The sequence below is a fragment of the Myxococcus sp. CA051A genome (assembly GCF_013336705.1).
Classification (GTDB): domain Bacteria; phylum Myxococcota; class Myxococcia; order Myxococcales; family Myxococcaceae; genus Myxococcus; species Myxococcus llanfairpwllgwyngyllgogerychwyrndrobwllllantysiliogogogochensis.
On the sequence record NZ_JABUMS010000001.1, the window covers coordinates 912,924 to 939,212 of the forward strand.

A 26,289-nucleotide genomic window follows, 5' to 3' on the forward strand; every position below is an offset into this window, starting at 1 on the left:
TTGCCGCATCCTCGCATGACGTCGTCGTGCCTCGAACCGAAGGATTCCCGGCGAGGCGTTCATTCCCTGTCGCGTCGCGAATCGCGGCGGACATTCCAGAAGGAAAAGGGGCGCCCTATGAGCGAGCAGCGAAGGTCGTCGTGTGTCCAGCGCAAGGGGATGCGACTGGGGCTCATGTCATGGCTGTGTCTGAGCGCGGTGGGCTGTGGCGGTGTCGCCGAGCCCGAAGTCGCGGGGCCCGAGCAGTCGTCTTCCGCGTCCGCGATGCAGGTGGAGCGCGTGCGCGATTCGGCGGAGCTCGCGAAGATGCGGGACTACGTCGATTCGCTCTACGACGCGAAGTCCGTGGTGCACCGCTTCACCAGCAAGGGAGGAGATGGCATCGACTGCGTGCCGTTGTACGCACAGCCCGCGCTGCGGCAGCCTGGCATGGAGAATCACCGCATCCAGCTCGCTCCGGGAACCGAGGCCGTGCTCCCGCCCGAGCGCCTCGCTCCGTCCCCCACCGCGCCCTCTGAGAAGTGGCGGGCTCAGCCCGCGGCGCTGGAGGGCCTCGAGACGGCTCCAGACGACCTGGACGCCACCGGCGCGCTGCGCCGCTGCCCCGTGGGCTCCGTGCCCATTGTCCGGCTGACGCTCGACACGCTCAAGCGCTTCGAGTCGCTGGAGGACTTCCGTCAGAAGGTGCCCGGTCACCTGCGGGGCAACGTCTCGGTGGAGACCGACAAGCTCCGCTCGCTGGCGAGCGCCACGCCGTCCGCGCGCTCGGGCCCCACGGACCTGCACCAGTACGCGCACACCGCGCAAGGGGTGAGCAATTGGGGCGCGGAGGCCATCTTCAACATCTGGAGCCCGTACACGGAGCTGTCCAGCGAGTTCAGCCTGTCGCAGATGTGGGTCGTCCGTGGCTCGGGCTCGAACCTGGAGACGGTGGAGGCGGGCTGGCAGAAGTACCGCGACCTCTACGGCGATGACCGGGCGCGCCTCTTCATCTACTTCACACCCGACAACTACGGCAGCGGCGGCTGCTACAACTTGAGCTGCGGCGCGTTCGTCCAGGTCAACAACACCGTCAGCATCGGCGGAGGCTTCAACAACTACAGCGTCACCAACGGCGCGCAGTACGAGTTCAAGTTGATGTGGTTCAAGGATGGCACCACGGGCGCATGGTGGCTGAAGTTCCAGGACATCTGGGTGGGCTACTACCCGCGCACGCGCTTCGACGCCGCGGGGTTGATGGACCGGGCCGACGTCATCGACTACGGCGGCGAAATCATCGACAACCGCAATGGCAACCTCCACACGTCCACGGACATGGGCGGCGGCGCCTACCCGGGCGTGGGCTGGGCCAATGCCGCCTACACGCGCAACCTGCTCTACGTGGACACCACCAACGTCTATCGGGAGCCGACCTCGCTGGGCGCCTGGCGCAATGACAGCAACTGTTACGACATCATCCAGTACAACAACCCCGGTGGCTGGGGCCGGTACTTCTACTTCGGTGGTCCGGGCTACAACGCCAACTGCATGTAGTCGCCCCGCGTGACGGGGGCGGGGAGCGGGCGCAAGGCGGGCCCGTTCCCCATCGGGGTGCTCTGTCGGAGGGTGTCGGGGCAGGGGCGCGGGCCATGGCTGGCCCAGGACACGCGTCGAGGTCAGGTTGAAGGCTGGATGGGGGCCTCCTCTCACCGTGTCGGCCGGGCAAAGGGGCTCGGGCTCGCCCGGTGGTCAGGGTGGAGCCGAGCGGGGAGCCTCCGGAACGGGAGCGCCATGCAGACCGAGAACCCAACCCTGGACTTGGACAAGGTGGACGAGGCGGTGAGTGGGAACATCGTCGACGCGGGGCCGGACCACCTCACGGTGCACGACATCGGCGCGGGCGAGGACCTCACGCTGCGCATCGACGACCGCACCACCTACGGCTGGACGGATTCGCGCTACCGGGGGCAGTTGACCGACGCGGCCCAGGTCCGGGTGGGCTTCTATATCGCCGGAGGCGTGCACACGGCCGCGGAGATCATCGTGATGGACCCGGGGCAGGGCGAGTCCATCGCGGCGGAGGTCCTGCCCAGCCAGTACCAGTGAGCACGCACCGGAAGGGGCATAACGCCGCCTCCAGTAGACCCTGGCGCTACGAGGCGCGCTTGGGGGCGCGCAGGTCGGTGATGGCCAGGGGGTGGCGCGCGCCCTGGGGCGAGACGAGGGCCGCGTTGAGGATGAAGTCCTGGCCCATGCGCAGCTCCAGGGTGGTGGGCCCCTTGTGCGTGGTGCGCCAGTCCAGCTCGATGCGCACGGTGCCCAACAGCTCGCGCTCCACGGTGGTGGTGTCGAGCGACTCGAAGAGGGCGACGGAGATGGGGCCGGGGATGAGCGGCAGCTCCAGCGTCACGGACTTCGTCGCGGGCACCGGCGTGTTGGCCGGGATGACCTCGTGCTGCGCGCCGCCGGGCACCATGATGCCAATGGGCATGGGCACCACGTCCGCCAGCCCGTTGATGCCTCGCGCCAGGTTGCGCCCGAGGATGGCCGCGCCGACGGCGACACCCAGTTCCGGGTTGACCTCCTTGTCCGACGACAGGCGCTTGAAGTGGGAGAAGCGCTCGCGGATGACCGGCATGCGCGTCTGGCCGCCCACCAGCACCAACTCGTCGACGTGCTCGGCCTTCAGCTTCGCGCGCTCCAGCACGTCGTCGCACGCGGACGCGGCGCGCTCGATGAGCTGGAACACCATTGACTCCAGTTGTTTGCGCGTGAGCGTGTAGTCGAAGTCGACGAAGCCGCCGTCCTTCTGGGCGATGCAGGGCACGCGCAGCACGGTGGAGTCACGCGAGCTGAGCGTCATCTTCGCGGACTCGGCGGCGAACACCAGCCGCTGCATCACCACCTGGTTGCCGCGCAGGTCGATGCCGTGCTGACGCTGGAAGTCCGCCACCAGCATCTCGACGATGCGCTCGTCGAAGTTGGCGCCACCCAGGAACGCGTCGCCGCCGGTGGCCAGCACTTTCACGATGCGGTTCTGCACCGCGAGCAGCGTGGCGTCGAACGTGCCACCGCCCAGGTCGAACACCATCACCGTCTGCTCGGGGTTTCGCAGGTTGGCGTAGTAGAGCGCCGCCGCGGTCGGCTCGTTGATGATGGCGCGCACCTGGAGCCCGCACTGCTCGGCGGCCTGTCGCACCGCCTCGCGCTGGCGGATGCTGGCGTGCGCGGGCACGGTCAGCACGCACTCGCGGAAGGGCTCTCCGGCCGCGTGGGTCGCCAGCGTGAGAATCTGCCGGATGACCAGCTGGGTGACGTCCGTCAGCGACGTCACCTTCCCGTACATCTTCACCGCGGTGTAGCCGTCGGGTGCCTCGACGAGCTCGAAGGCGTACTTGTCCTTGTGCTGCGTCACGTACTCGGACTGGTAGCGGCGTCCGAGGAAGCGCTTGGCGCCGAAGACGGTGTGCCGAGGGTCGTCGATGATTTGCCGCCGCGCCGCGTAGCCGACGATGGCCTTGTCCGCCGCGTGGAACCACACCACTGAAGGCAGCGTGAAGCTCTTGTCCGTCACGGGCACCAGCCGCAGCTTGCCCGTCTTGTCGAAGAACGCCGCCGACGTGTTGGTGGTCCCGAAGTCGATTCCGAGGATGGGGGCCGTGCTCATTCGCCCCCGACTCTCCCACGTCCTGAGCAACGGTTCAGCTCCGGAGATTCCATGCTCTCCAGGCTCGCGGATTATTGCGCCCACGAGCTGTCCGTTCCACCACACCCGGGGTGGGTGTCCCTACACGTGCTCCATCACCATGACAGCGACGGTGTGGGGTGCGAGCGCCTCGTAGATGTGGGGCACGTCGCCGGAGAAGGTCGCGTAGTCGCCGGGGTTCAGCTCGACGGGTGCGTCGCTGGGGCCCGCGCGCAGGCGGCCCTTGCTGACGACCAGGTGTTCGACGCTGCCCGGAATGTGGGGCTGGGCGTGGCGGGCGGCGCCGGGCTCCAGGTTGATGACGTAGAGGTCCCTGCGCGCGCCTGGGGGGCAGGCGGACAGCATGATGCCGGTGAAGTGGGCCTGCTCGGAGCGGATGGCCGCGCCCTCGCCTGCTCGGATGATGCGCACCTCGCGGGTGGGCGGGTCGACGAGGCGGCTGAACGGCACACCCAGGGCCACGGCCAGCGCCCAGAGCGTCTCGATGCTGGGGTTGCCGGTGCCGGCCTCCAGTTGGGACAGCGTGGACTTGGAGAGGTTGGCGCGCCGGGCCAGCTCCGACAGCGACACGTCCGCGCGCTCACGCTCCCGGCGCAGCGCGATGGCGATGGCGTCCAGGGGACGGGGTGGCTTGGGCGTTCGTTTTACCGGCATGGTCGTTCTTATTGACGAACGACAGGCTTCTGTCCACATTGATGCGCATGGGAAATGTGGATCGCGCCCTCGTCCGGGATGTGGGCGCCGTGGCGCTGGCGTCCGGAGTGGTGGGCGTGTCGTTTGGCGCGCTCGCGGTGGCGGCGGGGCTGTCGGTGTGGATGGCCCTCTTCATGTCGGTGGTGGTGTTCGCGGGAGGCGCGCAGTTCGTCGCGGTGGGCATGGTGGCGGCGGGAGCCACGCCGGTGGCGGCGGTGTTCGCGGGGCTGTTGCTCAACGCGAGGCATCTGCCGTTTGGAATGGCGGTGGCGGACGTGTTGGGGAAGCGGTGGCCCATGCGGCTGTTGGGCGCGCACCTGATGGTGGATGAGTCGGTGGCGTTCGCCCTGGCGCAGCGTGAGCCCTCGCGCAAGCGCGCGGCCTACTGGTTGTGCGGCGGCATGTTGTTCGTGGCGTGGAACCTGGGCGTCGTGGTGGGCGGGTGGGCGGGACGCGCGGTGGGCAATCCCGAACTGCTGGGGCTCGACGCGGCGTTCCCCGCGAGCATGCTCGCGCTGCTGCTCCCGTCGCTGCTTCCTCCCAAGGAGGCGGACGCGCCCGATGCGGCGAAGAGCAGGGCCACGAAGGCGCGTCGGGTGGCGCTGGTGGGGGCGCTCATCGCGCTGGTGGCGACGCCGCTGTTGCCCGCGGGTGTGCCGGTGTTGTTGTCGATTCTCGCCGTGGGAGTGGCCCTGCGATGACGCTGTTGCCCATTTTGGTCCTGGCCCTGGGGACGTTTGGTTTTCGCATCGCCGGGCCGCTGTTGAGCGAGCGGCTCCAGTTGTCCGCGAGGGTGCAGGAGCTGATGTCCATGGCGACCATCGCGATGCTGGCGGCGCTCGTGGCCACGTCGACATTGGTGGCGCAGGGAGGCTTCGTGGGGTGGTCGCGGCCGGCGGGGGTGTTCGTCGGCGCGCTCCTGGCCTGGCGGAGGCTGCCCTTCATCGCGGTGGTGGTCGCGGCGGCCGTCACCGCGGCGGGGCTGCGCCTGCTCGGAGTGCGGTAACTCCGAGGGGAAGACGGCCCGCTCCAGGACACGGAGCGGGCCGTGAGCCACTCAGGGACAGGCGCCCTGGTTGTACCGCTTCGGATAGGGCGTCAGGGTGCCCGTGAAGACTGGATCCGCGCCACAGGCGCACTGCATCGTGCCGAGCACCGTCGTATAGGTCTTGTCGTAGTACTTGATGACGTACTGGCTCTCGCAGATGGCCTGTGCGGACACCTCACCCTCGGGCGAGGGGACTTCGTCTCCGCCTTCGTTGCCACCACCGCAGCCCACCAACAGCGCCGCCGCCAGCAGTCCTCCGAGAATGCTTCGCATGCGTCCTCCAGGAACGGGTCTCAGGTGCGTGTTGCACTTCGAGACTAGGTCATTGAACTCATCGCTGAAACCACGCCTCCGATGACGCAGCGCGCGCCCGGGCTTTCAGACAACCGTGGACGAAACATTCAGCCTGTCTAGACGACAGCGTCCCGATAACTCCCCGCCCTGAGTACGGTCCGAGGGCGAAGTCCTCACGAGTTTGTGCGCGTGCTTCGAGTGGGAACGGTTCGTGATTGACGAATCGGGCCACCGTCGTGGAGCCAGACACCGTGGGTCGTGATAGCTGCGACACATGCGAACCAACGGACGATGGCTCGAATTGACGTTGCTGACGACAGCCCTCTGCCTGGCGGCCTGTGACTCGGATGACGACAACCCGGGTCCGGATGATGCGGGCGTGAGTGACGCCGGCACGGCGGATGCGGGTGGCTCGGATGCGGGCGTCAGCGACGCGGGCCCTGACGGCGGCCCCACGGACCCCGGCTTCGAGCAAGGTGACGGCGTCTCTCGCGAGTCCACCACGGTGGGCGGAATCGCGGTGGACCGCTACACATGGACGGACTCGCAGGGCCGTCCGCGCACGGTGTCGCTGAAGCGGCAGACGTCCGCGGGCAATGGCGGCTATGCCGTCCAGTTGACCTATCAGGTGCGGGCCGGCGGAGACTGGCGCACCGTGACGGTGGATGGCACGGCCGGCGGTGAGAGTGGCTTCGGCTACTTCGTCGGGCACGAGCTGTACCGGCAGTTCGACAACGGCTCGTCCGGCACCATCGCGGGCCTGCATGGAGAGGATGACTCCCCGCTGGGGTATGGCTTCGCGGTGCAGGGCACGCACTCGGCCATCCTCCCGGGCTCCACGTTCGCGAGCCACACCTTCACCACGGCCTATCCGAAGTGGGGCACCCGGGTCGCCATGGCGGATGTGACGGCGAGCACTCCCGCGGCGTCGGCGGCCCATCAGAAGTTCATGGTGCCGCTCACCCTCCGGTGGGTCTTCCAGAAGGGCATGGACTTCCCGCGCATCGACACCCGGATGGACTTGGGCGAGGCGGTGGCGGGGCAGCTCTCGTTCGACATGCGCGGCCCCTACGGTGTCGTGGAGTTCGCGGACTCGGACACCCAGGCCGCGCTCAGCAACGTGCAGTGGGGTGACACGCGCAACCACTTCACCACGCAGGCGCCCGTGGCGAACCCGCTGACGACGCAGGCGGGCTGGACGTGGAACGAGCCCATCGGCACCACGCGCAAGTATCACAGCCTGCTCGCGCGGCACTCGAGCACGGGCGTGTTGTACGAGCTGGGCCTCGTCGAGCTGAAGCTGGGGCAGGACCCGGGACTCGTCTACGGCGGCTACAGCACCAACAACGGAACGACGAAGGCGGCCACGGGACGGGCGCTGTTGAGCGGGGACTTCTCCGCGGGCGAGTGGCCCTTCCAGTCCGCGCAGTACAGCGGGCTCAACGCGAACACGGGCGTGACGGGAAAGAAGTTCGCGTGGGGCTCCAGCCCGTTCTACGGCTCGGCGCTCTCCACCGTGTACTTCAACCCCGACTTCAGCACGTCCATCAACGCCTTCCCCGTGGGCAAGACGCTGCTCTACCGGACGTGTCTGGTGCTGGGCGTCTCCCCCTTCACCGACGCGAGCCGGAAGTCCCTGACGCGCGGGGTGGCGGAGAGCGCCTCTCCGAGCTGCGCGACGGCCGAGCCGCTCTGAGCCTGTCCTTCGAGGCCCCGTGACGAACGTCCGTCACGGGCCTCAGCGGGGGCGGGCAGCAGCACGTCGGCGACCTTCATGGCGAAGTTGTCGGCGTGGCCGTTGCCCCGGTTGGACAGGCACACGACGGTGAGCCCGTCGTCGGGGAAGCGCATCATGTCGCTGCTGAAGCCCCAGTCCCCACCGGCGTACCGGAGGGTGCGACGTCCGGCGTGACGTCCCCAGACGAGTCCGAAGGCATCATTGGCCTTGGGGTGCTCGAGTTCTCGCGGACGCCGCTACTCTCTCAGCCGCGTCTCCGGTGCTCCATCGCGGCAGTCGGAGGTGGTGTACGTCTCATGTCGTGAGCGGACACCCCAGGAGGCATGTTGGCCCTGGCAGTTCTGGCTGCGCCAGCCGACCAGGACGGTGTGGCCCTGGTCCGCGAAGTATTGATAGCGCTCCTCTTTTCGGGCGCCCCCTGCCGTCGGCCGCTCCTGTCTGACTTCAAGGGCTCCGGCTCCCTCCTCGATGGGGGCGCTGGTGCACGCGCTCAGCAGGAGTCCGGACACGAAAACCAGGGGCAGGGCGCGGCGCTTCCTGTCGAACGTCATCGTGCTTCTTCCTCCCGGGGGTTGAGTCCCGAGGTTCGCGTTCAGGGCGTTGATGACGGTTCCAGTGTGTTTCCCGGTGTGGCCCCTGTAGGTCGCTCGCCAGCAGGCGCTCAAAGGCGGAGCGATGGATGTTCCACTGCTGAAAGGGACTGGGCTGGCAGTCCGCCCGGAGGGTGATGCGCGCGCCGTCAGCGACAGGCTCCGGAGCACCCTCCACGCACGCGCCTGTCGCCGCGTTCTTCAATTGGACCCCTCGAAAGCCCGGCGGAGGCGCGGCCCCCTCGGCCTCGAAGGGTGTGAGGACCCACTGCTGCTCCAGCCCGCCATTGCAGCTCACGGCGGCCAGACGTCCGCCTTGTGCGCTCAGGCACAACCCACCCTCCCGGATGACCTCCCAGCGCGCGGGAGCGCCAGACACGGGCGCGAACTCCCAGTCGAGCGCGGGGGCATGGCAGGGCGCCGGGCCCACCCCGCCGGGGCGCTGCTTGGAGGGCATCAAGCAGTACTGCTGTTTTTGATGATGGAGGACTGTCAGCGGGCCTTCGCCCGCACGCGCGGTCCGGGCCTCGGCAAGCAGCACCCCGAGGGCGATGACGCGGACAGTCAGGCGACCACGGGTTCGTGTCTCCAAGGGGCCCCTCCCCACGCGTCAGGACAGTGCCAAACGCGGACAGGGTGGGCGGGGCGAGCCGGGCAGGTCCATCCCAGAAAAGTGGGATTCTCTGGAATAAGTGGCCGATGGGTGTGATTGGCTCCAGGCATGGTGACCCGTTCGCGGATGGAGCGTGAGTTGCTGGGTGTGCTGCGGGACCTGGCGGCGGCGGAGCTGCCGTTGGGCAAGCTGTTCACCCAGCTCAACCTGTTGCTGAAGGAGCCGCTGGGCGTCGATGCGAGTTGTTGGCATGGGACGGACCCCGCGTCGGGGATGGTGACGTCCACGGTGATGGAGAACCTGGACCCGCGAGGCTTCGAGCGCGCGGCCTATCTGGAGCTGTGGGCGCCGGAGCCGCTGACGTTCGCCGGCCTGCGGGCGCTGGGGAAGCGGGTGGACTCGCTGAGTCACGCGGCGAAGGGGAAGCTCGACGACAGCGCTCGCTACCGGGAGCTGATCGCCCCGTTTGGCTTTGGCGACGAGATGCGCGTCAACTTCGACCTTCCGTCGGGGTGCTGGGGCGCGGCGACGTTCCTGCGCGCGAAGGACCGGGGTGCCTACACCGAGGCAGAGGTCGGGATGATGGACCGGTTCTCCTCGCACATCGGTCAGATGTTGTGGCGGTCCTACCGGGGCACCGTGCCCCAGGGCGAAGGGCAGCCGCTCCCGGGCATCGCGGTGCTGGGGCCGCGAGGGCAATTGATGTCCGCGGACCCTCGGGCCGAGGCCGTGCTGGCGGAGCTCGCCGAGACGTCACCCTCGTCCACGGGCGTGCCGTCCGGACTCATCACCGTCGCCGAACATGCGCGAGGGCTGGGCGCCGCGGGGCGCAGGGACGTGCCGTCGCGCTCCCGGGTGCGCACGAGCACGGGGCAGTGGCTCACGCTGCATGCCTCGTTGCTGGAGGGACGCCCCGATGGTCAGGTCGCCATCGTGGTGACGCCCGCCACGCCGGCGGAGGTGCTGCCCATGGCGTTGATGAGCCTGGGGCTCACCGCCCGTGAGCAGGACGTCGCCATCCTCGTTGCCCGAGGGAACAACACCAGCACCATCGCTCAGAGTCTGTTCATCACCCCCGCGACGGTGCAGGACCACCTGAAGTCCATCTTCACCAAGGCGGGGGTGCGCAGCCGTCGTGAGTTCATCGCCCGGCTCGTGGGCACCTCTGCGGGCCAGGCTCCGGCGGGTGTCACGGCGCGAGGAGCATGAAGCGCGCCGTGTCCCGTGTGGCTTCCGTGTGAGGATTTCGAGCCCGCCTCCGTCACGGAGCAGACGCTATGTCTCGGATTGGCCGCGCCGCAGGCCCAGGGCCTTCATCTTCTTGTAGAAGTGACCCCGCTCGAGGTCCAGCAGCCGGGCCGCCTCCGTCACGTTGTCGTGCGTATGCGCGAGCACGTACAGGATGATCTCCCGCTCGGCGTCCTCCACCTGCTCGCGGAAGGTCTTGTCCGCGCGCGGATGGAAGCCCGCCTGCACCGGGGCCGACAGCGGGGGAGGGGGCGCCACCAGGGCCGGAGCCGGAGTGCTGGCCGCCGCCACCACGGCAGAGTCCAGGGTGGGCGGAGGCGGAGTCCACGCTGTTGACGTCTCCACCACCGGAGGAGGCACGCCACCGCGCCCCCGAGGCAACAGCTCCAGCGCGTCCGTCCGCGTGACGATGGGGCCCTCGCAGAGGATGGCCAGGCGTTCGACCAGGTTGCGCAGCTCGCGCACGTTGCCCGGGTAGTCATAGGCGCTCATCACCGACAGCGCATCCGGCGACAGCGTCAGCGGGCGGCGCCCGTTCTTCGCGCAGGCCTCGCGCAGGAAGGTCCCGATGAGGTCCGGCAGGTCCTCGCGCCGCTCGCGCAGGGGCGGCGAGTGAATCTGTACGACGTTGATGCGGTAATACAAATCCTCGCGGAAGCGCCCGGCGGAGATCTCCTTCTCCAGATTCTTGTTCGTGGCCGCGATGACCCGCACGTCCACCTTGAGCGTCTCCGCGCCGCCCACCCGCTCCAGCTCGCCTTCCTGCAACACGCGCAGGAGCTTGGCCTGCATGGCCGGCGGCATGTCCCCAATCTCATCGAGGAACAGCGTGCCTTCGTGCGCCAGCTCGAACTTTCCGCGCCGCACGCTCACCGCGCCGGTGAAGGCGCCCTTCTCGTGGCCGAATAGTTCGCTTTCAATCAACTCGTGCGGCACCGCCGCGCAGTTGAGCTTCACGAAGGGGTTGGCCTTGCGCCGGGAGTGCTGGTGCAGCGCGCGGGCGATGAGCTCCTTGCCCGTGCCGTTCTCACCGGTAATCAACACCCGCCCCTCCGAGGGCGCCGTGCGTTGGATGAGCGAGAAGATGCGCTGCATGGCCGGGCCGCTGCCCACCATGTCGTAGCGTCCCAGCTGCTCTCGCAGCTCCCGCAGTTCCTCCATCGCCGCCTGGTGCTTGAGCACGTTGCGCAGCGCGACGAGCAACCGCTCCCGGGCGATGGGCTTCTCCAGGAAGTCGCGCGCCCCCAGCTGCGTCGCCTTCACCGCCGTGTCGATGGTGCCGTGTCCCGACATCATGATGACGGGCAGCTCCGGCTTGAGCTCCGTGAGCCGGGCCAGCGCCGTCAACCCATCCATGTCCGGCATCTTCACGTCCATCAACACCGCGTCCACCGGACGCGCGCTCACCACGTCGAGCGCCACCTGACCGCTGGCCGCCAGATGTGTCTGATACCCCGCCAGCTGCAACGACTGGCTCAGTGTCAGCAGAATGTTCTTCTCGTCATCGACGATGAGGACGGATGCGGGCATGTGGGGCGCTCCCGGCCTGGGGCCACGTCACGCGGCCACTCACGGGCAAGGGCCACAATCTCATGGAAATTATTTGGACATTCAAGGGTTTCGGCGCGCCGAGGCGTGTCTCGAAAGGGACAAATGCTTTGACTCACCCTGGCGACTGCGACTACACGCGACCCGAATACCCGCCCCCTGCGGGTGCTTATTTCGTCTTCAAGATTTTCGGGAGGAATGATGCGTCGGATTTCTCTTTGGGCGGGCCTCGGCCTCGCCATGGCCGTGCTGACCGGCTGCCCCCCCAGCTACCCCAACTGCAACGATGACTCGACCTGCTCCGAGAAGGGCGAGGTCTGTGTCCAGGGCCAGTGCCAGGAGTGCGCCACCGACGCGAACTGCAAGGAGGGCTTCACGTGCCAGGGCAACAAGTGCGCGCCCAAGCCCCCCGAGTGCACGGTGGACAACCAGTGCGGTGATGGCCGCATCTGCGAGGCCGGCAAGTGCGCCGAGGCCCAGTGCAAGGACGACTCCAGCTGCCCCTCCGGCGGCAAGTGCCAGGCGGGCCGTTGCCAGGCCCCCACGGACACCTGCGCGTCCAACTCCGACTGCGGTGAGGGGCAGGAGTGCAGCGCCGGCCGTTGCGTGACGGCCTCCGCGGACAAGTGCGACTGGAGCCCGGTGCGCTTCGGCTTCAACGAGTCCTCGCTGACCTCCGAGGCCCAGCAGCGCCTGTCCGACCTGGCCACGTGCCTGAAGACGGGCCAGCAGGGCAAGCTGACCCTCGCGGGCCACGCCGACGAGCGCGGCACCGAGGAGTTCAACCTCCAGCTGTCCAACCGCCGTGCGCAGGCCGTCAAGCGCTACCTGACGGACCTGGGCGTGAAGTCCAACGCGGTGACGACGGTGGGTTACGGTGAGACCCGGCCGGCGAACAACACCTCGTCCGAGGACGCCTGGTCCGAGAACCGCCGCGTCGAGTTCCAGCGCTAGTTGAGGCTGGGGTAGGCTGTGCGCCACATGGCCGTCCACGAGCCGGAAGCGCGGCAGTCCTATCTGGTTTTTGCCTGCGGTAGCAGCTGGTACGCGGTGCCCGCGGAGAGCGCGGCGGAGGTCGTTACCTTCCCCGAGCTCACGCGGGTACCGGGCTCCCCTGCCCATCTGCTGGGCGTGTTCGCTCACCGAGGAGAGGTCATCCCGGTGGTGGACATGGGCCTGCTGGTGGCGGGGGTGAGCCAATCCTCGCGGCGGGCCGTGCTGGTGCGGCTGCCGCGCGGCACCCTGGGCCTCACGGCGAGCACGGTTGCGGGGGTCTCCCCGGTGACGGGCGCGCTGGAGCCGCTGGGCTCCGCTGGCGTCCAGGTCCACCTGAAGGGCCCCGCCAAGAGTGGTCCCCGGGATGTGGCCGTCATCGACCCCGAAGGGCTCTTCGACCATCTCAGCCAGGGGGCTTGACCCATGGCTCCAGCCAGTCCCGTCCGGGGCATGTTGTTCTGCCATGCGGGCCCGCATCGGCTCGCCTTCGCCGCGCATGAGGTGCTGTCCATCACCTCGCCGGGCGAGGAGGCGGACGCGGCCTCCGCCGGGCTGGCCTTCCACGCGCCGGCCGGTGCCACCCGGGTGTTGGTGGCGATTTCGGGCGGCGCGGTAGGGGTGGACACGCTCGAAATCGACGCGGAGTCGCATCCGGTGCTGCCCGCGCCCTGTGTGACGGTGCATGCCTCGGGCGGCAGTCTGCGGGGCTTCGTGCTGGCGCGTGGGGTGTTGTGGCCGTTGTTGGGGCTGGCGGACTTCGAGCGCTTCCTGCGGGGCGTGGCCCGGGGGGCGGCATGACGGCGCCCACGGACTTACGGGGCCTGGCCCGGTGGCTGGCGCGTCCGGTGGCGCCGGCCAGCACCCTGGGCATCTCCCTGGCGCTGCTGCACGGCCTGCTCACGGATGCGCTTCCCGTCGCTTCCTGGATGCGCTTCCTGGTGCTCGTCGTCGTCGTCACCGCGCTGTCGCTGTGGCTCATCCAGCAGCACGCGAGGCGCTCGCTGCGGGTGCTGTATGCCGTGGGGGCCGGGCAACTGCAGGCCACGCCGGAGCATCTGAAGTCGGCGCTGTTGGAGGCCCGGGGTTTTCCCGAGCGGTGCTTCTCCTTCGCCCTCCAGAGCTGGCTCGTGGGCGCCGTCGTCGTGGCCTTCGTCTTCATTCCCTGGGCGGATGCGCCGCTGTCGCTGGGGCCGCGCATCCTGCTCGTCGGTGCGTCGCTGGGCTCGCTGACGGCGCTGCTCATCTACCTGCTGGTGGTGCGTCGCTGCCGGGAGGCGGTGGAGCTCATCGCGGCCCGTGGCCTGTCCCCGCTGGAGGTGGTGGCCACGGCGCCGCCCCGGCGGTTGCACATCCGCCGCCGCATGGTGCTCTTCACCGCCATCGCGGTGCTCACGCCGTCGCTGTTCATCCTCGACGCCACCGTCACCCGCACCCTGCGCGCCATGGATGACGTGGTGCTGGCCCGCTCGCCGCTGGAGCAGGACGCGGCGCTGCGGCGGGCGGATGACGGGCGGGGGCTGGCGGTGGCGGGGCTCGTCGCCATCCTCGTGCTGCTGACGGCGCACCTGGGCGGCACGGTCATCGCGGCGCCCCTGCGCGCCATCACCGAGGACGCCACCCGTATCGCCCAGGGCGACCTGCGCCCCCCTCGGGTCATCGCCGCCGAGGACGAGGTGTGGGCCACGTCCGCCGCCTTCGCGCAGATGCAGGCGCAGCTCGGGCAGGCGCTCACCCAGCTGCGGCGCGCGGGCCTCCAGATTTCCACCACGACGGAGCAGCTCGTCGCCACGTCCGGAGAGCAGGAGTCCGGCGCGGACGAGCAGGCCAGCTCGCTCAACGTGACGAGCGCGACGACGGAGGAGCTGGCGCGCTCGGCGCAGCAGATCGCCGGCAACGCGGAGTCGGTGTCCACCATCGCCGAGTCCACGTTCGCCGCCGCGCAGACGGGCCAGCGGGGCGCCGCCGCCTTCCTGGGCGCCATGCAGCGCATGAAGCAGGACAACCAGGCCATCGCCGACGCCGTGGTGCGGCTCAACAAGCGCGTGCAGCAGATTGGCAAGGTGGTGGAGTTCATCAACGAGATCGCCGACAAGTCGGACCTGCTGGCGCTCAACGCGGAGCTGGAGGGCACCAAGGCGGGCGAGGTGGGGAGGGGCTTCTCGCTGGTGGCCGCGGAGATGCGGCGGCTGGCGGAGAACGTCATCCGGTCCACCAAGGCGATTGAGCAGCTCATCGCGGAGATTCGCGACGCCACCCATGCGGCGGTGATGGCCACCGAGGCGGGGCTGAAGGCGATGGACGCGGGCACGGTGCTGGCGGCCGAGGTGGACGAGAGTCTGAGCCTCATCCTGGAGCTGGCGAGGCAGACGTCCCATGCGGTGCGCAGCATCTCCCTGGCCACGCAGCAGCAGCAGACGGGCACCGACCAGCTCGCCGCCGCCATGGGGGACATCTTGCGCGTCACCGAGCAGAACTCGGCGGCCACCAAGCAGATGGCGGTGGCCAACGCGGACCTGTCCACCCTGTCGAGGGACCTCAAGCGCGTGGTGGAGCGCTTCCACGTCGTGGCCGGGGAGGACGCATGAGCGCGCGCGGTGGCTCCCGGCGGGCCTCGTTCAGCCGGCACCTGATGCTCCCCGTGCCGCTGGCCAACCTCATGGGCGCGGCGCTCGGGCTGCACTACGCCCGGCTCACGCTCTCCGATGCGCTGGCGGAGGAGGGGCGGCTGTCATGGCTGCTCCAACTGGGCGGATTGCTGTGTGGGGTGGCGATGGCGGTGGGCGCGGCGGCGGCGCTGGGCCGGCTGCGCACCCTGCGCGGGTTGGAGCGCGGGGATGTCCCCGTGACGCCGGAGTCCCTGAAGGCGGCGGTGCTGGAGGTGACGCGCGCGCCGGACGAGGCCTTCCTGGGCTCGCTGGGGCTGTGGCTGCTCACCACCGTGGGCCTGGGTGCCTCGCTGTGGGGGCTGGCGGGCGCGGACATGGACATGTCCCGACGTATCGCGGGGCTGGGGCTGTTGTTCGGCCCGCTGACGGCGCTGCTCGTCCACTGCCTGGTCATCCTGCGCTCGCGCAAGGTGGTGCTGTGGCTGGCGGAGCTGGGCATGACGCACTCGCAGCTCATCGCGGCCATGCCCCGGCGGGCGGAGATTCGCGCGCGACTGGTGGCCTTCGCCTTCATCTCCGTGGTGACTCCGGCGGTGTTGTCGGTGCAGCTCTCCTCGGCGCTGGGGGAGCGGGCCCTGGCCCAGTTGGTGGCGTATGGCGAGCCCACGGCGGCGCTGGCCTCGGCGCTGCGTCTGGAGGCACTGGCCTCGGGAGGGCCGCTGGTGCTGCTCGTCTTCGGACTGGCGCTCACCACGGCGTACCTGGGAGGCACGCTGCTGGGGCGGCCTTTGCGAGAGCTGTCGAGCGAGGCGCGGCGCATCGCCGAGGGTGACCTGGCGAGCCCGCGCGTGGTGCCGGCGGAGGATGAAATCTGGGACGTGTCCGCCGCCTTCACGACCATGCGCGCGCACCTGGCGGACGTGATGTCACAGCTGCAGCGGGCCGGGGCGCAGATTTCCGCCACCACCGAGGAGATTCTCACCACCTCCGGGCGCTACGAGATGGGGGCCGCGGAGCAGGCCAGCTCCCTGGACCAGACGAGCGCGACGACGGAGGAGCTGGCGCGGTCGGCGCGGCAGATCGCCGAGAACGCGGGCTCGGTGGCGCAGATTGCCCAGCGCACGTTGGGGGCGGCGCAGCAGGGGCAGCGCAGCGCGGAGTCGTTCCTGGGGTCGATGGAGCGGATGCGCCAGGACAACGGCGCCATCGCCTCCGCGGTGGTGCGGCTCAACAAGCGCGTCCAACAGATTGGCAAGATTGTCGAGTTCATCAACGGCGTGGCCGACAAGTCGGACCTGCTGGCGCTGAACGCGGAGCTGGAGGGCACCAAGTCGGCGGAGGTAGGCCGGGGCTTCTCGCTGGTGGCCGCGGAGATGCGGCGGCTGGCGGAGAACGTGCTGGAGTCGACCAAGGAAATCGAGGGGCTCATCGAGGAGGTCCGCGAGGCCTCGGCCGCGGCGGTGTCCGCCACGGAGGGCGGCGTGCGCGCGGTGGAGACGGGGACGACGCTGGCGCAGCAGGTGTCGGAGTCGCTGCGGCAAATCACGAAGCTCGCGGGGAAGACGTCGGACGCGGTGCGCAGCATCTCCCTGGCCACGCAGCAGCAGCAGACGGGCACCGACCAGCTCGCGGAGACGATGGCGGACATCCTGCGCATCACCCAGCAGAGCCTCAATGCCACCAAGCAGGTGAGCAGCGCGAATACGGACCTGCTCGTGCTGGCGCGTGACTTGCGGGAAGTGGTGGAGCGGTTCCAGATTGGGCAGGAGACGCTGCGGGAGGAGGGCGGGTGAACCCGAGCGAGCGCCTCCTCAGGCAGTTCCGGGACCTGGTGACGGTGCGCCTGGAGCGCATCAACCGGGCGCTCATGGAGCTGGAGGCGGGGGCGAGCGTGGAGGCCGGGCGGGGCGCGCTGCGCGAGTTGCACGGGCTCAAGGGCGAGGCCCGGATGATGGGCTTCGACGACATCAACGTGCTGGTGCACGAGATGGAGGAACTGGTCCGCTGCACGGAGCCTCGGCGGTATGCGTTGTCGGCCGACTCCACGGACGCGTTGCTCAGCGCCGCGGACGTGGTGCTGGTGCTATCGGGTGCCCAGCCCTCGGCCGAGGCGTCGCCCGAGGTAGGGCGGCTCGTGGTCTGGCTCCAGACGTGTACTCGCGCGGAGGCGGAAGGGCTGCCGGCCGTGGGGAGCCCGACGGAGGCCGCCAGGCAGGAGTCCCCGGTGTCCCGTCGAGTCGACGCGGGCGAGTCGCTGGCCGCGCTGGCTCGAGCCGCCGCCGTGGCTTCCGAGTCGAACTCCGCGGGGTCATTTCTGGGGGGCGCGGAGGGCAAGGGCGTCGCGACTCCTGGGGCACCTCGCGACACATCGTCTCCGAGCACTGGGATGGGGCGTGTCGGAGGAGCGCCCTTCGATGGGACTCCTCGAAGCGAGTCGATGGGCACTGGGGTGGGAAGGGCCGGCGGCGGTGCCTTCGCTTCCGTCGATGAGGCTGTTCGGAGTGGAACGGGCGCTGGGATGGGGCGTGTCGGAGGAGCGTCCTTCGATGGGACTCCTCGGAGCGAGTCGACGAGTACCGGGATGGGAAGGGCGGGCGGCGGCGCTTCCGTCGATGGGACTGCGCGGGGCGAGTCGGGCAGCGGAATGGAGCGTGTTGGAGGAGGCGCTTCCGGAGAGGGAACTCCTCGGCGTGGCTCGGGCACGGGGATGTGGCGGGTCAGTGGTAGCGCGCCCATGGAGAGCCCGCCTCGGACCACGGCGGGAACCCAGCTGCCGACGGGCGGCACGTCTGCGTCGTCGCGCGCACGGAACTGGCCTTCCGTGCCCCGTCCGGAGGGTGCTTCCTCCGCGAGTCCTCCTCGGGCCGGTCCCGGCGCGGGGGCCTTGCTCACGGCCTCGCCGGCGACTTCATCCAGCACGGGAACTCGCGCTCCTGTTCCCGCTGGAGGGCAGCAAGGCGGTGCCACGGCGGTGTCCCGTCAGCCCGAGACGCGCATGGACGCGGTGCGCATCGATGTGGCCAGCCTGGACCTGTTGACGAGCGCGGTGACCAACCTGGCCCAGGTGGCGCGGCGACGTGAGCGCGCCAACGCTCGGCGGCTGGCCCTGGCCCGGGAGCTCGGGCAACTGGCCCGCGCGGCGGAGGACCTGGGCCCGGCGGCGGTGGCCCTGGTGGCCCGTCTGGGCACGGCCAAGGAACTGGCCGCCGACCTTCATCGCGAGTCCAAGCTCCTGTCCAACGAGGAACTCCGAGACCTGGGCCTCGTGGTGGAGGAGGTGCAGGGCCTGCGGATGCTGCCGCTGTCCGTCCTCTTCGAGCCCTACCCGCGCATGGTCCGCGACCTGTCGCGCGCCCTGGGCAAGGAAGTGGAACTCGTCGTCGACGGAGAGGACACGCGCGCGGACCGGGCCGTGGTGGAGGCGCTGCGCGAGCCGCTGATGCACCTGGTGCGCAACGCCCTGGACCACGGTCTGGAGACGCGGGTGGACCGGGTGACGTCGGGCAAGCACCCTCGGGGGTGCCTCACGCTGCGCGCCGCGCGAGAGGGCAGTCGCATCATCCTCCGCGTCGAGGACGACGGCCTGGGCCTGGACCCCGCCGAGCTGCGCCGGGTCGCCGTGCGCCGGGGCACTCTGGACGAGAGCGCCGCCAACGCCCTGTCGGATGCCGCGGCCCGCGAGCTCATCTTCCTGTCCGGCTTCACCTCGCGCGAGGTCGTCACCGACGTGTCCGGTCGGGGCGTGGGGCTCGATGCCGTGCGCGCCTCCATCCAGGGGTTGGGCGGGGACGTGGGCGTGGAGTCCGCGCCCGGGTGGGGCACCATCTTCGAGCTGCGCGTCCCTGTCTCCCTTACCGTGGCTCCGCTGCTCTTCGTCCAGGTGGGCCAGGAGACGCTCGCGCTGAGCGCCACCCACGTCTCGCGAGCGCTCAAGGTGGAGCCCGTGCACCTGTGCGAGGTGGCCGGCCGGCCCTCGCTGCTGGTGGAGGGCAGGGTGCTCCCGCTGGCCTCCCTGGGCTCGCTCCTGGGTCTTGCTCCGGAGCGGGAGGTGCGCGAGGGCGAGCTTGTCCTGGTGGTGCGCAGCCAGAGCGGCGCCGCCGCCGTCGTGGTGGACCGGGTCCTGGAGGAGCGTGTCCAGGCCATCCTCCCCCTGCGTGGCGTGCTGGCCCGGTTCGGCCACCTGGCGGGGGCCACGTCCCTGGCGGACGGGAGGCTCGCGATGGTCCTGTCCGCCGCCTGGCTCACCGCCAGCGCGCATGGGACCTCCCCCCTGAAGCTGCCCCGCTCGGCCGTGCCCGGGGCTGAGTCCCGGCGACGCCGCATCCTCGTCGTGGACGATTCGCCGCTCACCCGGGAGCTCATCTCCAACCTCCTGGAGGCCGTGGGGTACGACACGGTGATGGCCGCCGACGGTGCGGACGCGCTGGACGCCCTGGAAGGGGCGTCGGTGGACCTTGTCGTGACGGACCTGGAGATGCCGGGGATGGACGGCCTGGAGCTGACCCGGCGCCTGAAGGGGCACCCCACCCAGGCCCGGCTACCCGTCGTCATCCTCACCACCCGTGGTGGCGAGGAGGACCGGCGGCGTGGGCTGGCGGCCGGGGCGGACGGCTACATCACCAAGGGAGATCTGGTGCGCCAGGACCTGGTGGATGTGGTGGGCCGGCTCTTGTCCTGAAGGGTCCCCTCTCAACCTCCTGAGGACAGGGCGAGCATTGGCTATACTCGCCACCTCGCGTACGGGGTATGGACAGGGCATGGGCAAGAAAGTGTCGGTGCTGGTGGTCGATGACTCACTCATCTGCCGACAGCTCATCTGCGAGGCGCTGAGCAAGGACCCCGACATCGAGGTCGTCGGTTCCTGCGCGGACGGCAAGCAGGCCGTGGAGATGACCAAGGAGCTGCGCCCTCACGTCATCACCATGGACGTGGACATGCCCGTCATGGACGGGTTGACGGCCACCGAGCACATCATGGCCGAGTGCCCCACTCCCATCCTGGTGCTGACGGCCGACCCGCGCTCGCAGGCGCCGGAGCTGACGTACCGCGCGCTGGAGCTGGGGGCGCTCGCGTTGCAAATCAAGCCCGCCATCGACGCCGGCCCCGAGGCGTGGAACCTGGTGCGGGAAATCAAGCTGCTCTCCTCGGTGCGCGTCATCCGCCACCTGCGCCGCTCCCAGAAGGGGAACATCACCCCTCCTCGGGTGACGACGTCGGTGTTGCCCGCGGTGTCCATGGGCGTGGTGGTGGTGGCCGCGAGCACGGGCGGGCCGCAGGTGCTGTACCGGATGCTCTCCGAGTTGCCGCCGGACTTCCCGGCGCCCATCGTCATCGTCCAGCACATCAACGCCGCCTTCGCGGAGTCGTTGGCGGGGTGGCTGGGCAACACGAGCCGGTTGAAGGTGCGGCTGGCGCAGGACGGTGAGCCGCTGATGCCGGGGCACGTGCTCATCGCCCCGCCGGGGTTGCACACCATGATTCCCTTCCGGGGGCGCGTGGCGCTCAAGGCGGGCGTGGAGCGGGACGGGCACATGCCGTCCGGGACGACGCTGCTGGAGAGCGCGGCCAGGACCTACGGCCGCCGGGCGGTGGGGTTGGTGCTGACGGGCATGGGCGCGGACGGCGCGGAGGGGCTCCTGGCCATCCGTCAGGCGGGAGGGTTGACGCTCGCGCAGAACGAGGAGTCCTGCGTGGTGTTCGGCATGCCCGGCGCGGCGGTGGAGCGCAAGGCGGTGGACCACCTCATCCATGGGGACGAAGTCGCCGCCACGCTGGCGCGACTGGCCCGGGGTGAGTCGCTCGCAGTGGGGCGCTGAGCCGCCAGTGCGTGCTCCGGGCGCGCCATGGGCTTCCGTGCGCGCCTTCCTCACGGCGCGTACGGGCATGGCCTTGAGCGGACCTCAGATTCGCCGCCTGGATGATCGGCTGGTGGAGCGGTGTCGTGGGCTGACGCCGCACCAGTACCTGGCCTTCCTCAAGTCTCCGTCGGGCGCGGCGGAGCTGGAGGGGCTCATCTCCGCGGTGGTGGTGAACAAGACGGACCTCTTCCGAGACGAGGTCCAGCTCACCGACTTCCGGGAGCGGGTACTGGCGCCGCTGGTGGCGCGCGCGGGGGGACGGCCGCTCCGAATCTGGAGCGCGGGCTGCTCCACGGGCGAGGAAGTGGCCACGCTGCTCGTCCTCCTGGCGGAGGCAGGCGCGAGCCCTGGCAGCACGGTGTTGGGGACGGACATCTCCGAGGCGGCGCTGCGGAGGGCGTGCGCGCTCTCGTTCGCTCCGGAGCATCTGCGCCGGGTGCCCGCGGGGCTGCGTGAGCGCTACTTCGTGCCCATGGGCTCGAGGCTGGCGCTGGTGTCGGCGCTGCGTGAGCGCGCCAGCTTCCAGGTCCACAACCTGATGGACATGCCCTATCCCCGGCCGGTGGGCGAGGGGCGCTTCGACGTCATCTTCTGCCGCAATGTCCTCATCTACTTCACGGTGGAGTCGTTCCACCGGACGGTGGCGACGCTGGCTGACAGCCTCGCGCCCGGGGGGACGCTGGTGCTGTCCGCGTCGGAGCCGTTGCTCCAGGTGCCTCCGACGCTGCGGGTGGAGCGCACGGCGGCGGCCTTCTTTCACGTCCGCGTCGAAGAATCCGGAGCAGGGCAGGGGGCGCCGCATCCTGGCAACGAGGTCCCGGTGGCTTCCCTCGGAAAGGCCACGGCCCCTGGTGTTCCAGGCCGGTCATCGGCGGCCGAGGGCGCAGCGCGGTCGGGCGCACGGGATTCCGGCCGGACCTCGGCGTCGGGAGCGAGCCGAGCGTCGTTGATTCCCATCGAGGCGGGTCGGGCCTCGGCGTCGAGAGTGGGCCGGGAGCCTGCGAATCCCGGCGACGCGGGGCGTACTTTGGTGTCGGGAACAGGCCGCGAGCCTGCGAATCCTGGCGACGCGGGGCGCTCTTTGGCGTCGGGAGCAGGCCGGGAGCCTGCGAATCCCAGCGACGCGGGGCGCTCTTCGGGAGCGGGCCGCGAGCCGTCGAGCCCCCTCGACTTGGGTTGTGCTACGGCGTCGGGAGCGGGCCGCGAGCCGTCGAGCCCCCTCGACTTGGGTCGTGCTACGGCGTTGGGAGTGGGCCGCGAGCCGTCGAGCCCCCTTGACTCGGGACGGACGTCCGCGTCGGGAGCAAGCCGGGAGCCTGCGAATCCCAGCGACGCGGGGCGCTCGTCGGCGTCGGGAGCGGGCCGCGAGCCGTCGAGCCCTCTCGACTCGGGACGGACGTCCGCGTCGGGAGCGGGTCGGGAGCCCTCGAATCCCCTCGACGCCAGCCGTGTCACCGCACTGCCCTCGCCAGCCTCCGTCGAAGCCGATCTGCTTTTCGCCTGTGTCCTCGACGGAGCCGCCTCGGGTGTCTCCGACGCGGTGGCGGAGCGGGACTTGCGCCGTTGCCTCTCGCTGGACCCGGACCACGCCGCCGCGCGCTACCTGCTGGGGCTGCTCCTGGAGCAGTGCCGTCGCCCCCTCGAGGCCGCCGTCGAGTACCGCCGGGCCCTCGAATCCCTGGAGGAAGGCAGGGCCCGCACGGTCCCCTTCTTCCTCAACCCCGGCCGGCTCCGCGTGGCCTGCGCACACGCCGCCGGACGCCTGTCTCCCCTCGGCGGCAGTCGCTGACAGGGCAGGCGGCCGGGCCGGGGTGCCAGGGCCTTGCGAGAAGTCCGGACGAAGCGCCGATTTGGCCGTAAGATGCCGGCCCCATGCGAAGGCTCGTCCTGCTCGCGCTGCTGGCGCTCCCTGGTTGCTTCTATCCCGCTGACCGTGGCCGCGCCCTCGAGGCGAAGGTCGACCGGCTCGGCACGGACTCCGCGCAGATGCAGGCGGAGCTAAAGGAGGCGCGCGAGCAACTCGCCGCCACCCTGCCGAAAATCGACGAGAAGGTCGCCGAGGTCACCAAGGCCCTGGATGGCCTGGACACCGCCGCGCGCCGCAAGGACGCGGACATCGGCGTCCAGCTCCAGAAGACGATGGAGGACCTGTCCCAGCTGCGAGGCCAGGTGGAGACCTACCTCCACAAAATCACCGAGCTGGAGACGGCCCTCGGCGCCCAGGACCAGAAGCTGCTCGCCCTGCAGGGCACGGCCGCCGTGAAGGAGGCCGAGGCCAAGAAGAAGGCCGAGGAGCTCCAGCGTCCCACCAACCCCAAGGACTTCCTCGCGCTCGCGCAGGAGCGGGCGAAGGCCGGCGAAGTCCTCGTGGCGCGCCAGCTCTTCACCGAGCTGCTGAAGAAGTGGACCAAGGACCCGCTCGTGGGCGAGGCACACTACGGCCTGGGTGAGACGTACTTCACCGAGTCCAAGTGCCGCGAGGCCCTCTTCGAGTACGGCAAGGTGGTGCAGGACCACCCGAAGACGCCGTCCGCGCCGGACGCCTACCTGCGCTCCTCCGAGTGTTTCGCCCAGCTCAAGATGAAGGACGAGTCGCGGATGGCGCTCGAGGAGCTGGTGAAGAGCTACCCCAAGGCCTCCGCGGCCAAGACGGCCAAGGAGCGCATCGCCGAGCTGGACAAGGCGAAGACCCCCGCCAAGAAGGGCGGCAAGAAGTGAGCTTCCGTCCCCTGCGGCTCGCCGCGCTGGCGCTCCTGCTCGTGCCCTTTGTCGCGGGCGCGGCGCCCAAGCAGTTGGTGCTGCTCTTCACCGGAGACAATGGGGGCGAAATCGCCCCCTGTGGTTGACGACACAACCCGTCTGGCGGTCTGGCCAGAAGAAAAGTCACGATAGAGCAGGAGCGCGCCAAGGGCGTACCGGTCCTCGTGTTGGACGCGGGCAACGCGCTCTTCAGGAGCCGGGACAGCGGCGGCGCCCCGGACGCACGCGCACGCGCGGAGCTGTTGCTCGCGCAGATGGACGCGCAGGGCACCACCGCCATGGCCGTGGGCGCGCGAGACCTCAACCTCGGCGTGGACTTCCTGCGCAAGCAGACGCGCAAGTCGAAGCTGAAGCTCTTGTCGGCGAACCTCGTGGACGCGAAGGGCACGCTTCTGTTCCCCGCCTCCACGGTGGTGGACGTCGGCGGGCTCAAGGTCGGCGTGGTGGGCGCCTCCCCGGCGACGACCCAGCCCGAGCCCATGGAGCCGTTGGCCCAGGGAAAGGCGGCAGGGGTGATGCGGCAGGGCCTTCCGGTGGCTCCCGCCGTGGCCGCCGAGGCGAAGCGGCTGCGCCAGAAGGAGCGCGTGGACCTGGTGGTGCTGCTCGCCGCCGTGCCCTACGACGAGGTGCTCAAGCTGGCCAACGAGGTGGAGGGCGTGGACTTCGTGATGCAGTCCCACGAAGGCCGGGGCTCCGGCATCCCCCAGCGCATGGCGATGACCACCGTGGTGCCGCCGGGAGACCGGGGGCGGCAGCTGGCGAAGCTGGAGCTGTCCATCAGCGGCCCCGGCCGGTTCGTGGACAACTCCGAGGTGGCTCGCACCCGGGACGGCCTGCGAATCGTCGAGACCAACCTGGGCAAGGCCAGGGAGCGGCTCGCGAAGTCCACCGACGAGGTTCAGAAGCGCTCGCTCGAGTCAGCGGTCGCCAGCCTGGAAGCCCGGCGCACGGCGCTGGAGAAGACGGTGGCAGGGGGCGCAACGCCCGCGGCCCGGACGCATCTATTGTCGTACATCCAGCTTGGGAGCGACGTGCCGGCGGACCCGGCCGTTCAGAAAGCGGTGGAACGCATCGAGCCTCCCGGCTCGGCGGCCCACTAGCCCGGGCGGATCTTGTGCCCCGGTCGGCGCGCCGTTATAAGCGCCGGCCATTACAGTGTCGGACCTCCCAGCCGTTGGCGGTTGGGGGCAAGGCACCTTGGAGAGCGTCATGAAGCCGGAACTGCACCCCGTCTATCCGCCGTCCCGCATCACCTGTGCCTGTGGCAACATCGTCGAGACCCACTCCACCCGCGGCTCGTTCTCGGTGGAAATCTGCTCGAACTGCCACCCCTTCTTCACGGGCAAGTACAAGCTCATCGACACGGCCGGTCGCATCGACCGCTTCAAGAAGAAGTACGCCGCGAACCCCACGAAGGGCGCCGACGCTGCTCCTGTCGAGGGCAACATCGCGGTCCCCGTCGCCAAGGCCAAGAAGGCCAAGGCCTGAGTCGGGCCGTCGCGCTTCGTAGCCACTGAAGCAGCACCGTCGAGCAGGGTGTCGGAGAGCCTCCATGAGAGGCGCTCCCGCCCTGCTCGCGGTGTTTCTACGACTTGAGTCACTCGTCAAGTTTCAGGGTGCTACAGGTCAGAAAATTGCTGTAGCAGCCTGTTGAGGCACATTCCGCCGCGTCCCACGACGAAGAGTCCGACGGAGGCGTGATGTTCGCGGAAGCTGCTGCCCCAAACCTGAAGGTTGTCCGGCGCTCCCTCAACGAGAGCGTGCACGCGAAGGGCGACGCCTGGACGCTCCTGCGAGGGGACAGCCTGGAGCTCCTGAAGCAGTTCGAGCCCCAGACGTTCGACATGATTTTCGCGGACCCGCCGTACTTCCTCTCCAACGGCGGCACCACCTGCAAGGGTGGCAAGCGCGTGTCGGTGGCGAAGGGTGGCTGGGATGTGTCGCGCGGGGTGGAAGAGGACCACGCCTTCACCACCGCGTGGCTCGCCGCCTGCCAGCGGCTGCTCAAGCCCACCGGCACCCTCTGGGTGAGCGGCACGCAGCACGTCATCTTCAACGCCGGCTTCGCCATGCAGAAGCTCGGCTACAAGCTGCTCAACACCGTCACCTGGTTCAAGCCCAACGCGAGCCCCAACCTGGCGTGCCGTTACTTCACCCACTCGACGGAGTTGCTCATCTGGGCCTCCCCGAAGTCGGGCGGCAAGCTCCAGCACGTCTTCAACTACTCGAAGATGAAGGCGGACAACGGCGGCAAGCAGATGCGTGACGCCTGGGCGCTTCCTCCCTCTGGCGACGCGGAAGTCACCGCCGACGGCGAGGGCCGCCTGTGGACGCTCACCGTCCCGCGTGGCGGCGAGGAGAAGGCCTTCGGCAGCCACCCCACGCAGAAGCCCGTGGCCCTGCTGGAGCGCATCATCGAGGCGAGCACCCCCGAGGACGCGCTGATTCTGGACCCCTTCAACGGCAGCGGCACCACGGGCGTGGCGGCCCTCAAGCTGGGCCGCCGCTACGTGGGCATCGACATGGATGAGAAGTACCTGGACCTCGCCGAGAAGCGCCTCGTGGCGCAGTCGGCGAAGTAGTCCCCGTGCCGCGAGTCCCCGCGCCGCTTC

Annotated in this window: 25 protein-coding genes; 20 read left to right on the forward strand and 5 right to left on the reverse strand. The window is 69.7% G+C overall.

All coding sequences use genetic code 11. The annotated features are described in order from the left end of the window. The first annotated feature begins 117 nt into the window (after nt 1–117). Entirely contained in the window at nt 118–1,533 is a 1,416-nt protein-coding gene (locus HUA74_RS03690) for a neprosin family prolyl endopeptidase (RefSeq protein ID WP_174453430.1), read from the forward strand. Nucleotides 1,534–1,770: 237 nt separating this feature from the next. Further along, nucleotides 1,771–2,085 (forward strand): hypothetical protein, encoded by a 315-nt coding sequence (locus HUA74_RS03695; RefSeq protein WP_141645722.1) that lies wholly within the window; start codon nt 1,771–1,773, stop codon nt 2,083–2,085. Between the two features lie 46 nt (nt 2,086–2,131). Here HUA74_RS03695 and HUA74_RS03700 read toward each other — a convergent pair whose 3' ends face one another. Together HUA74_RS03700 and HUA74_RS03705 are read right to left on the reverse strand one after the other, a co-directional pair. Next, entirely contained in the window at nt 2,132–3,646 is a 1,515-nt protein-coding gene (locus tag HUA74_RS03700) for an Hsp70 family protein (RefSeq protein WP_141645723.1), read from the reverse strand. Between the two features lie 120 nt (nt 3,647–3,766). Then, nucleotides 3,767–4,339 carry a helix-turn-helix domain-containing protein gene (locus tag HUA74_RS03705; RefSeq protein WP_141645724.1) on the reverse strand — a complete coding sequence of 191 codons (573 nt, stop codon included), beginning with the start codon at nt 4,337–4,339 and terminating at the stop codon, nt 3,767–3,769. Nucleotides 4,340–4,386: 47 nt separating this feature from the next. Here HUA74_RS03705 and HUA74_RS03710 point away from each other — a divergent pair, with 47 nt between their 5' ends. Together HUA74_RS03710 and HUA74_RS03715 are read left to right on the forward strand one after the other, a co-directional pair. After that, the gene (locus HUA74_RS03710; protein ID WP_174453679.1) at nt 4,387–5,079 is read left to right on the forward strand and encodes an AzlC family ABC transporter permease; all 693 of its coding nucleotides are present in this window, start codon (nt 4,387–4,389) and stop codon (nt 5,077–5,079) included. Beyond that, complete coding sequence (locus tag HUA74_RS03715) at nt 5,076–5,384, forward strand: AzlD domain-containing protein (protein ID WP_174453431.1); 309 nt, start codon at nt 5,076–5,078, stop codon at nt 5,382–5,384. Before HUA74_RS03710 ends, HUA74_RS03715 begins: the two co-directional genes overlap by 4 nt. A 51-nt stretch (nt 5,385–5,435) precedes the next feature. On the opposite strand, the gene HUA74_RS03720 is transcribed toward HUA74_RS03715, so the two are convergent. Then, the gene (locus HUA74_RS03720; RefSeq protein WP_174453432.1) at nt 5,436–5,699 is read right to left on the reverse strand and encodes a hypothetical protein; all 264 of its coding nucleotides are present in this window, start codon (nt 5,697–5,699) and stop codon (nt 5,436–5,438) included. Between the two features lie 295 nt (nt 5,700–5,994). On the opposite strand from HUA74_RS03720, the gene HUA74_RS03725 reads away from it, so the two are divergent. Together HUA74_RS03725 and HUA74_RS03730 are read left to right on the forward strand one after the other, a co-directional pair. After that, on the forward strand, nt 5,995–7,416 hold the full coding sequence (locus HUA74_RS03725) for a hypothetical protein (protein ID WP_174453433.1): 1,422 nt from the start codon (nt 5,995–5,997) through the stop codon (nt 7,414–7,416). Nucleotides 7,417–7,494: 78 nt separating this feature from the next. Beyond that, the gene (locus tag HUA74_RS03730) at nt 7,495–7,632 is read left to right on the forward strand and encodes a hypothetical protein (protein ID WP_174453434.1); all 138 of its coding nucleotides are present in this window, start codon (nt 7,495–7,497) and stop codon (nt 7,630–7,632) included. 62 nt (nt 7,633–7,694) lie between these two features. Here HUA74_RS03730 and HUA74_RS03735 read toward each other — a convergent pair whose 3' ends face one another. Further along, entirely contained in the window at nt 7,695–8,009 is a 315-nt protein-coding gene (locus HUA74_RS03735) for a DUF6289 family protein (RefSeq protein WP_174453435.1), read from the reverse strand. 760 nt (nt 8,010–8,769) lie between these two features. Here HUA74_RS03735 and HUA74_RS03740 point away from each other — a divergent pair. Beyond that, nucleotides 8,770–9,870 (forward strand): helix-turn-helix transcriptional regulator, encoded by a 1,101-nt coding sequence (locus HUA74_RS03740; RefSeq protein ID WP_174453436.1) that lies wholly within the window; start codon nt 8,770–8,772, stop codon nt 9,868–9,870. 66 nt (nt 9,871–9,936) lie between these two features. Here HUA74_RS03740 and HUA74_RS03745 read toward each other — a convergent pair whose 3' ends face one another. Beyond that, complete coding sequence (locus HUA74_RS03745; protein WP_141643879.1) at nt 9,937–11,439, reverse strand: sigma-54 dependent transcriptional regulator; 1,503 nt, start codon at nt 11,437–11,439, stop codon at nt 9,937–9,939. Nucleotides 11,440–11,658: 219 nt separating this feature from the next. Here HUA74_RS03745 and HUA74_RS03750 point away from each other — a divergent pair, with 219 nt between their 5' ends. The 13 genes from HUA74_RS03750 (at nt 11,659) to HUA74_RS03810 (ending at nt 26,259) form a co-directional block, all read left to right on the forward strand. Then, entirely contained in the window at nt 11,659–12,411 is a 753-nt protein-coding gene (locus tag HUA74_RS03750) for an OmpA family protein (protein WP_141643905.1), read from the forward strand. Between the two features lie 27 nt (nt 12,412–12,438). After that, the gene (locus HUA74_RS03755) at nt 12,439–12,873 is read left to right on the forward strand and encodes a chemotaxis protein CheW (RefSeq protein ID WP_141643880.1); all 435 of its coding nucleotides are present in this window, start codon (nt 12,439–12,441) and stop codon (nt 12,871–12,873) included. Nucleotides 12,874–12,876: 3 nt separating this feature from the next. Beyond that, nucleotides 12,877–13,251 carry a protein CrdC gene (locus HUA74_RS03760; RefSeq protein ID WP_174453437.1) on the forward strand — a complete coding sequence of 125 codons (375 nt, stop codon included), beginning with the start codon at nt 12,877–12,879 and terminating at the stop codon, nt 13,249–13,251. After that, nucleotides 13,248–15,038, forward strand: a complete 1,791-nt coding sequence (locus HUA74_RS03765) for a methyl-accepting chemotaxis protein (RefSeq protein WP_141643882.1) — start codon at nt 13,248–13,250, stop codon at nt 15,036–15,038. Before HUA74_RS03760 ends, HUA74_RS03765 begins: the two co-directional genes overlap by 4 nt. Beyond that, nucleotides 15,035–16,852, forward strand: a complete 1,818-nt coding sequence (locus HUA74_RS03770) for a methyl-accepting chemotaxis protein (protein ID WP_141643883.1) — start codon at nt 15,035–15,037, stop codon at nt 16,850–16,852. The genes HUA74_RS03765 and HUA74_RS03770 overlap by 4 nt, the downstream gene beginning before the upstream one ends. Further along, a complete protein-coding gene (locus HUA74_RS03775; protein ID WP_174453438.1) occupies nt 16,849–19,737 on the forward strand; it encodes a response regulator in 2,889 nt (962 codons plus the stop codon). The genes HUA74_RS03770 and HUA74_RS03775 overlap by 4 nt, the downstream gene beginning before the upstream one ends. 79 nt (nt 19,738–19,816) lie before the next feature. Then, complete coding sequence (gene cheB / locus HUA74_RS03780) at nt 19,817–20,875, forward strand: chemotaxis-specific protein-glutamate methyltransferase CheB (RefSeq protein ID WP_141643885.1); 1,059 nt, start codon at nt 19,817–19,819, stop codon at nt 20,873–20,875. A gap of 37 nt (nt 20,876–20,912) precedes the next feature. Continuing rightward, nucleotides 20,913–22,706 (forward strand): CheR family methyltransferase, encoded by a 1,794-nt coding sequence (locus HUA74_RS45385; protein ID WP_371817189.1) that lies wholly within the window; start codon nt 20,913–20,915, stop codon nt 22,704–22,706. Between the two features lie 83 nt (nt 22,707–22,789). Next, nucleotides 22,790–23,635, forward strand: coding sequence for a tetratricopeptide repeat protein (locus HUA74_RS03795; RefSeq protein WP_174453439.1), 846 nt, complete (start codon nt 22,790–22,792; stop codon nt 23,633–23,635). Then, nucleotides 23,632–23,763 (forward strand): hypothetical protein, encoded by a 132-nt coding sequence (locus HUA74_RS46345; protein WP_256433693.1) that lies wholly within the window; start codon nt 23,632–23,634, stop codon nt 23,761–23,763. Before HUA74_RS03795 ends, HUA74_RS46345 begins: the two co-directional genes overlap by 4 nt. A gap of 78 nt (nt 23,764–23,841) precedes the next feature. Then, complete coding sequence (locus HUA74_RS03800; RefSeq protein WP_174453440.1) at nt 23,842–24,777, forward strand: 5'-nucleotidase; 936 nt, start codon at nt 23,842–23,844, stop codon at nt 24,775–24,777. 109 nt (nt 24,778–24,886) lie between these two features. Beyond that, nucleotides 24,887–25,165 (forward strand): 50S ribosomal protein L31, encoded by a 279-nt coding sequence (rpmE, locus tag HUA74_RS03805; protein WP_174453441.1) that lies wholly within the window; start codon nt 24,887–24,889, stop codon nt 25,163–25,165. 212 nt (nt 25,166–25,377) lie between these two features. After that, nucleotides 25,378–26,259, forward strand: a complete 882-nt coding sequence (locus HUA74_RS03810; RefSeq protein ID WP_141643889.1) for a site-specific DNA-methyltransferase — start codon at nt 25,378–25,380, stop codon at nt 26,257–26,259. The last annotated feature ends 30 nt before the right edge of the window (nt 26,260–26,289 follow it).

Excerpts from the sequence above, each read along its gene's own strand:
- HUA74_RS03690 (WP_174453430.1), top strand. The coding sequence starts at position 118 with ATGAGCGAGCAGCGAAGGTCGTCGTGTGTCCAGCGCAAGGGGATGCGA.
- HUA74_RS03695 (WP_141645722.1), top strand. The coding sequence starts at position 1,771 with ATGCAGACCGAGAACCCAACCCTGGACTTGGACAAGGTGGACGAGGCG.
- HUA74_RS03700 (WP_141645723.1), bottom strand. The coding sequence starts at position 3,646 with ATGAGCACGGCCCCCATCCTCGGAATCGACTTCGGGACCACCAACACG.
- HUA74_RS03705 (WP_141645724.1), bottom strand. The coding sequence starts at position 4,339 with ATGCCGGTAAAACGAACGCCCAAGCCACCCCGTCCCCTGGACGCCATC.
- HUA74_RS03710 (WP_174453679.1), top strand. The coding sequence starts at position 4,387 with ATGGGAAATGTGGATCGCGCCCTCGTCCGGGATGTGGGCGCCGTGGCG.
- HUA74_RS03715 (WP_174453431.1), top strand. The coding sequence starts at position 5,076 with ATGACGCTGTTGCCCATTTTGGTCCTGGCCCTGGGGACGTTTGGTTTT.
- HUA74_RS03720 (WP_174453432.1), bottom strand. The coding sequence starts at position 5,699 with ATGCGAAGCATTCTCGGAGGACTGCTGGCGGCGGCGCTGTTGGTGGGC.
- HUA74_RS03725 (WP_174453433.1), top strand. The coding sequence starts at position 5,995 with ATGCGAACCAACGGACGATGGCTCGAATTGACGTTGCTGACGACAGCC.
- HUA74_RS03730 (WP_174453434.1), top strand. The coding sequence starts at position 7,495 with ATGGCGAAGTTGTCGGCGTGGCCGTTGCCCCGGTTGGACAGGCACACG.
- HUA74_RS03735 (WP_174453435.1), bottom strand. The coding sequence starts at position 8,009 with ATGACGTTCGACAGGAAGCGCCGCGCCCTGCCCCTGGTTTTCGTGTCC.
- HUA74_RS03740 (WP_174453436.1), top strand. The coding sequence starts at position 8,770 with ATGGTGACCCGTTCGCGGATGGAGCGTGAGTTGCTGGGTGTGCTGCGG.
- HUA74_RS03745 (WP_141643879.1), bottom strand. The coding sequence starts at position 11,439 with ATGCCCGCATCCGTCCTCATCGTCGATGACGAGAAGAACATTCTGCTG.
- HUA74_RS03750 (WP_141643905.1), top strand. The coding sequence starts at position 11,659 with ATGCGTCGGATTTCTCTTTGGGCGGGCCTCGGCCTCGCCATGGCCGTG.
- HUA74_RS03755 (WP_141643880.1), top strand. The coding sequence starts at position 12,439 with ATGGCCGTCCACGAGCCGGAAGCGCGGCAGTCCTATCTGGTTTTTGCC.
- HUA74_RS03760 (WP_174453437.1), top strand. The coding sequence starts at position 12,877 with ATGGCTCCAGCCAGTCCCGTCCGGGGCATGTTGTTCTGCCATGCGGGC.
- HUA74_RS03765 (WP_141643882.1), top strand. The coding sequence starts at position 13,248 with ATGACGGCGCCCACGGACTTACGGGGCCTGGCCCGGTGGCTGGCGCGT.
- HUA74_RS03770 (WP_141643883.1), top strand. The coding sequence starts at position 15,035 with ATGAGCGCGCGCGGTGGCTCCCGGCGGGCCTCGTTCAGCCGGCACCTG.
- cheB (WP_141643885.1), top strand. The coding sequence starts at position 19,817 with ATGGGCAAGAAAGTGTCGGTGCTGGTGGTCGATGACTCACTCATCTGC.
- HUA74_RS03795 (WP_174453439.1), top strand. The coding sequence starts at position 22,790 with ATGCGAAGGCTCGTCCTGCTCGCGCTGCTGGCGCTCCCTGGTTGCTTC.
- rpmE (WP_174453441.1), top strand. The coding sequence starts at position 24,887 with ATGAAGCCGGAACTGCACCCCGTCTATCCGCCGTCCCGCATCACCTGT.
- HUA74_RS03810 (WP_141643889.1), top strand. The coding sequence starts at position 25,378 with ATGTTCGCGGAAGCTGCTGCCCCAAACCTGAAGGTTGTCCGGCGCTCC.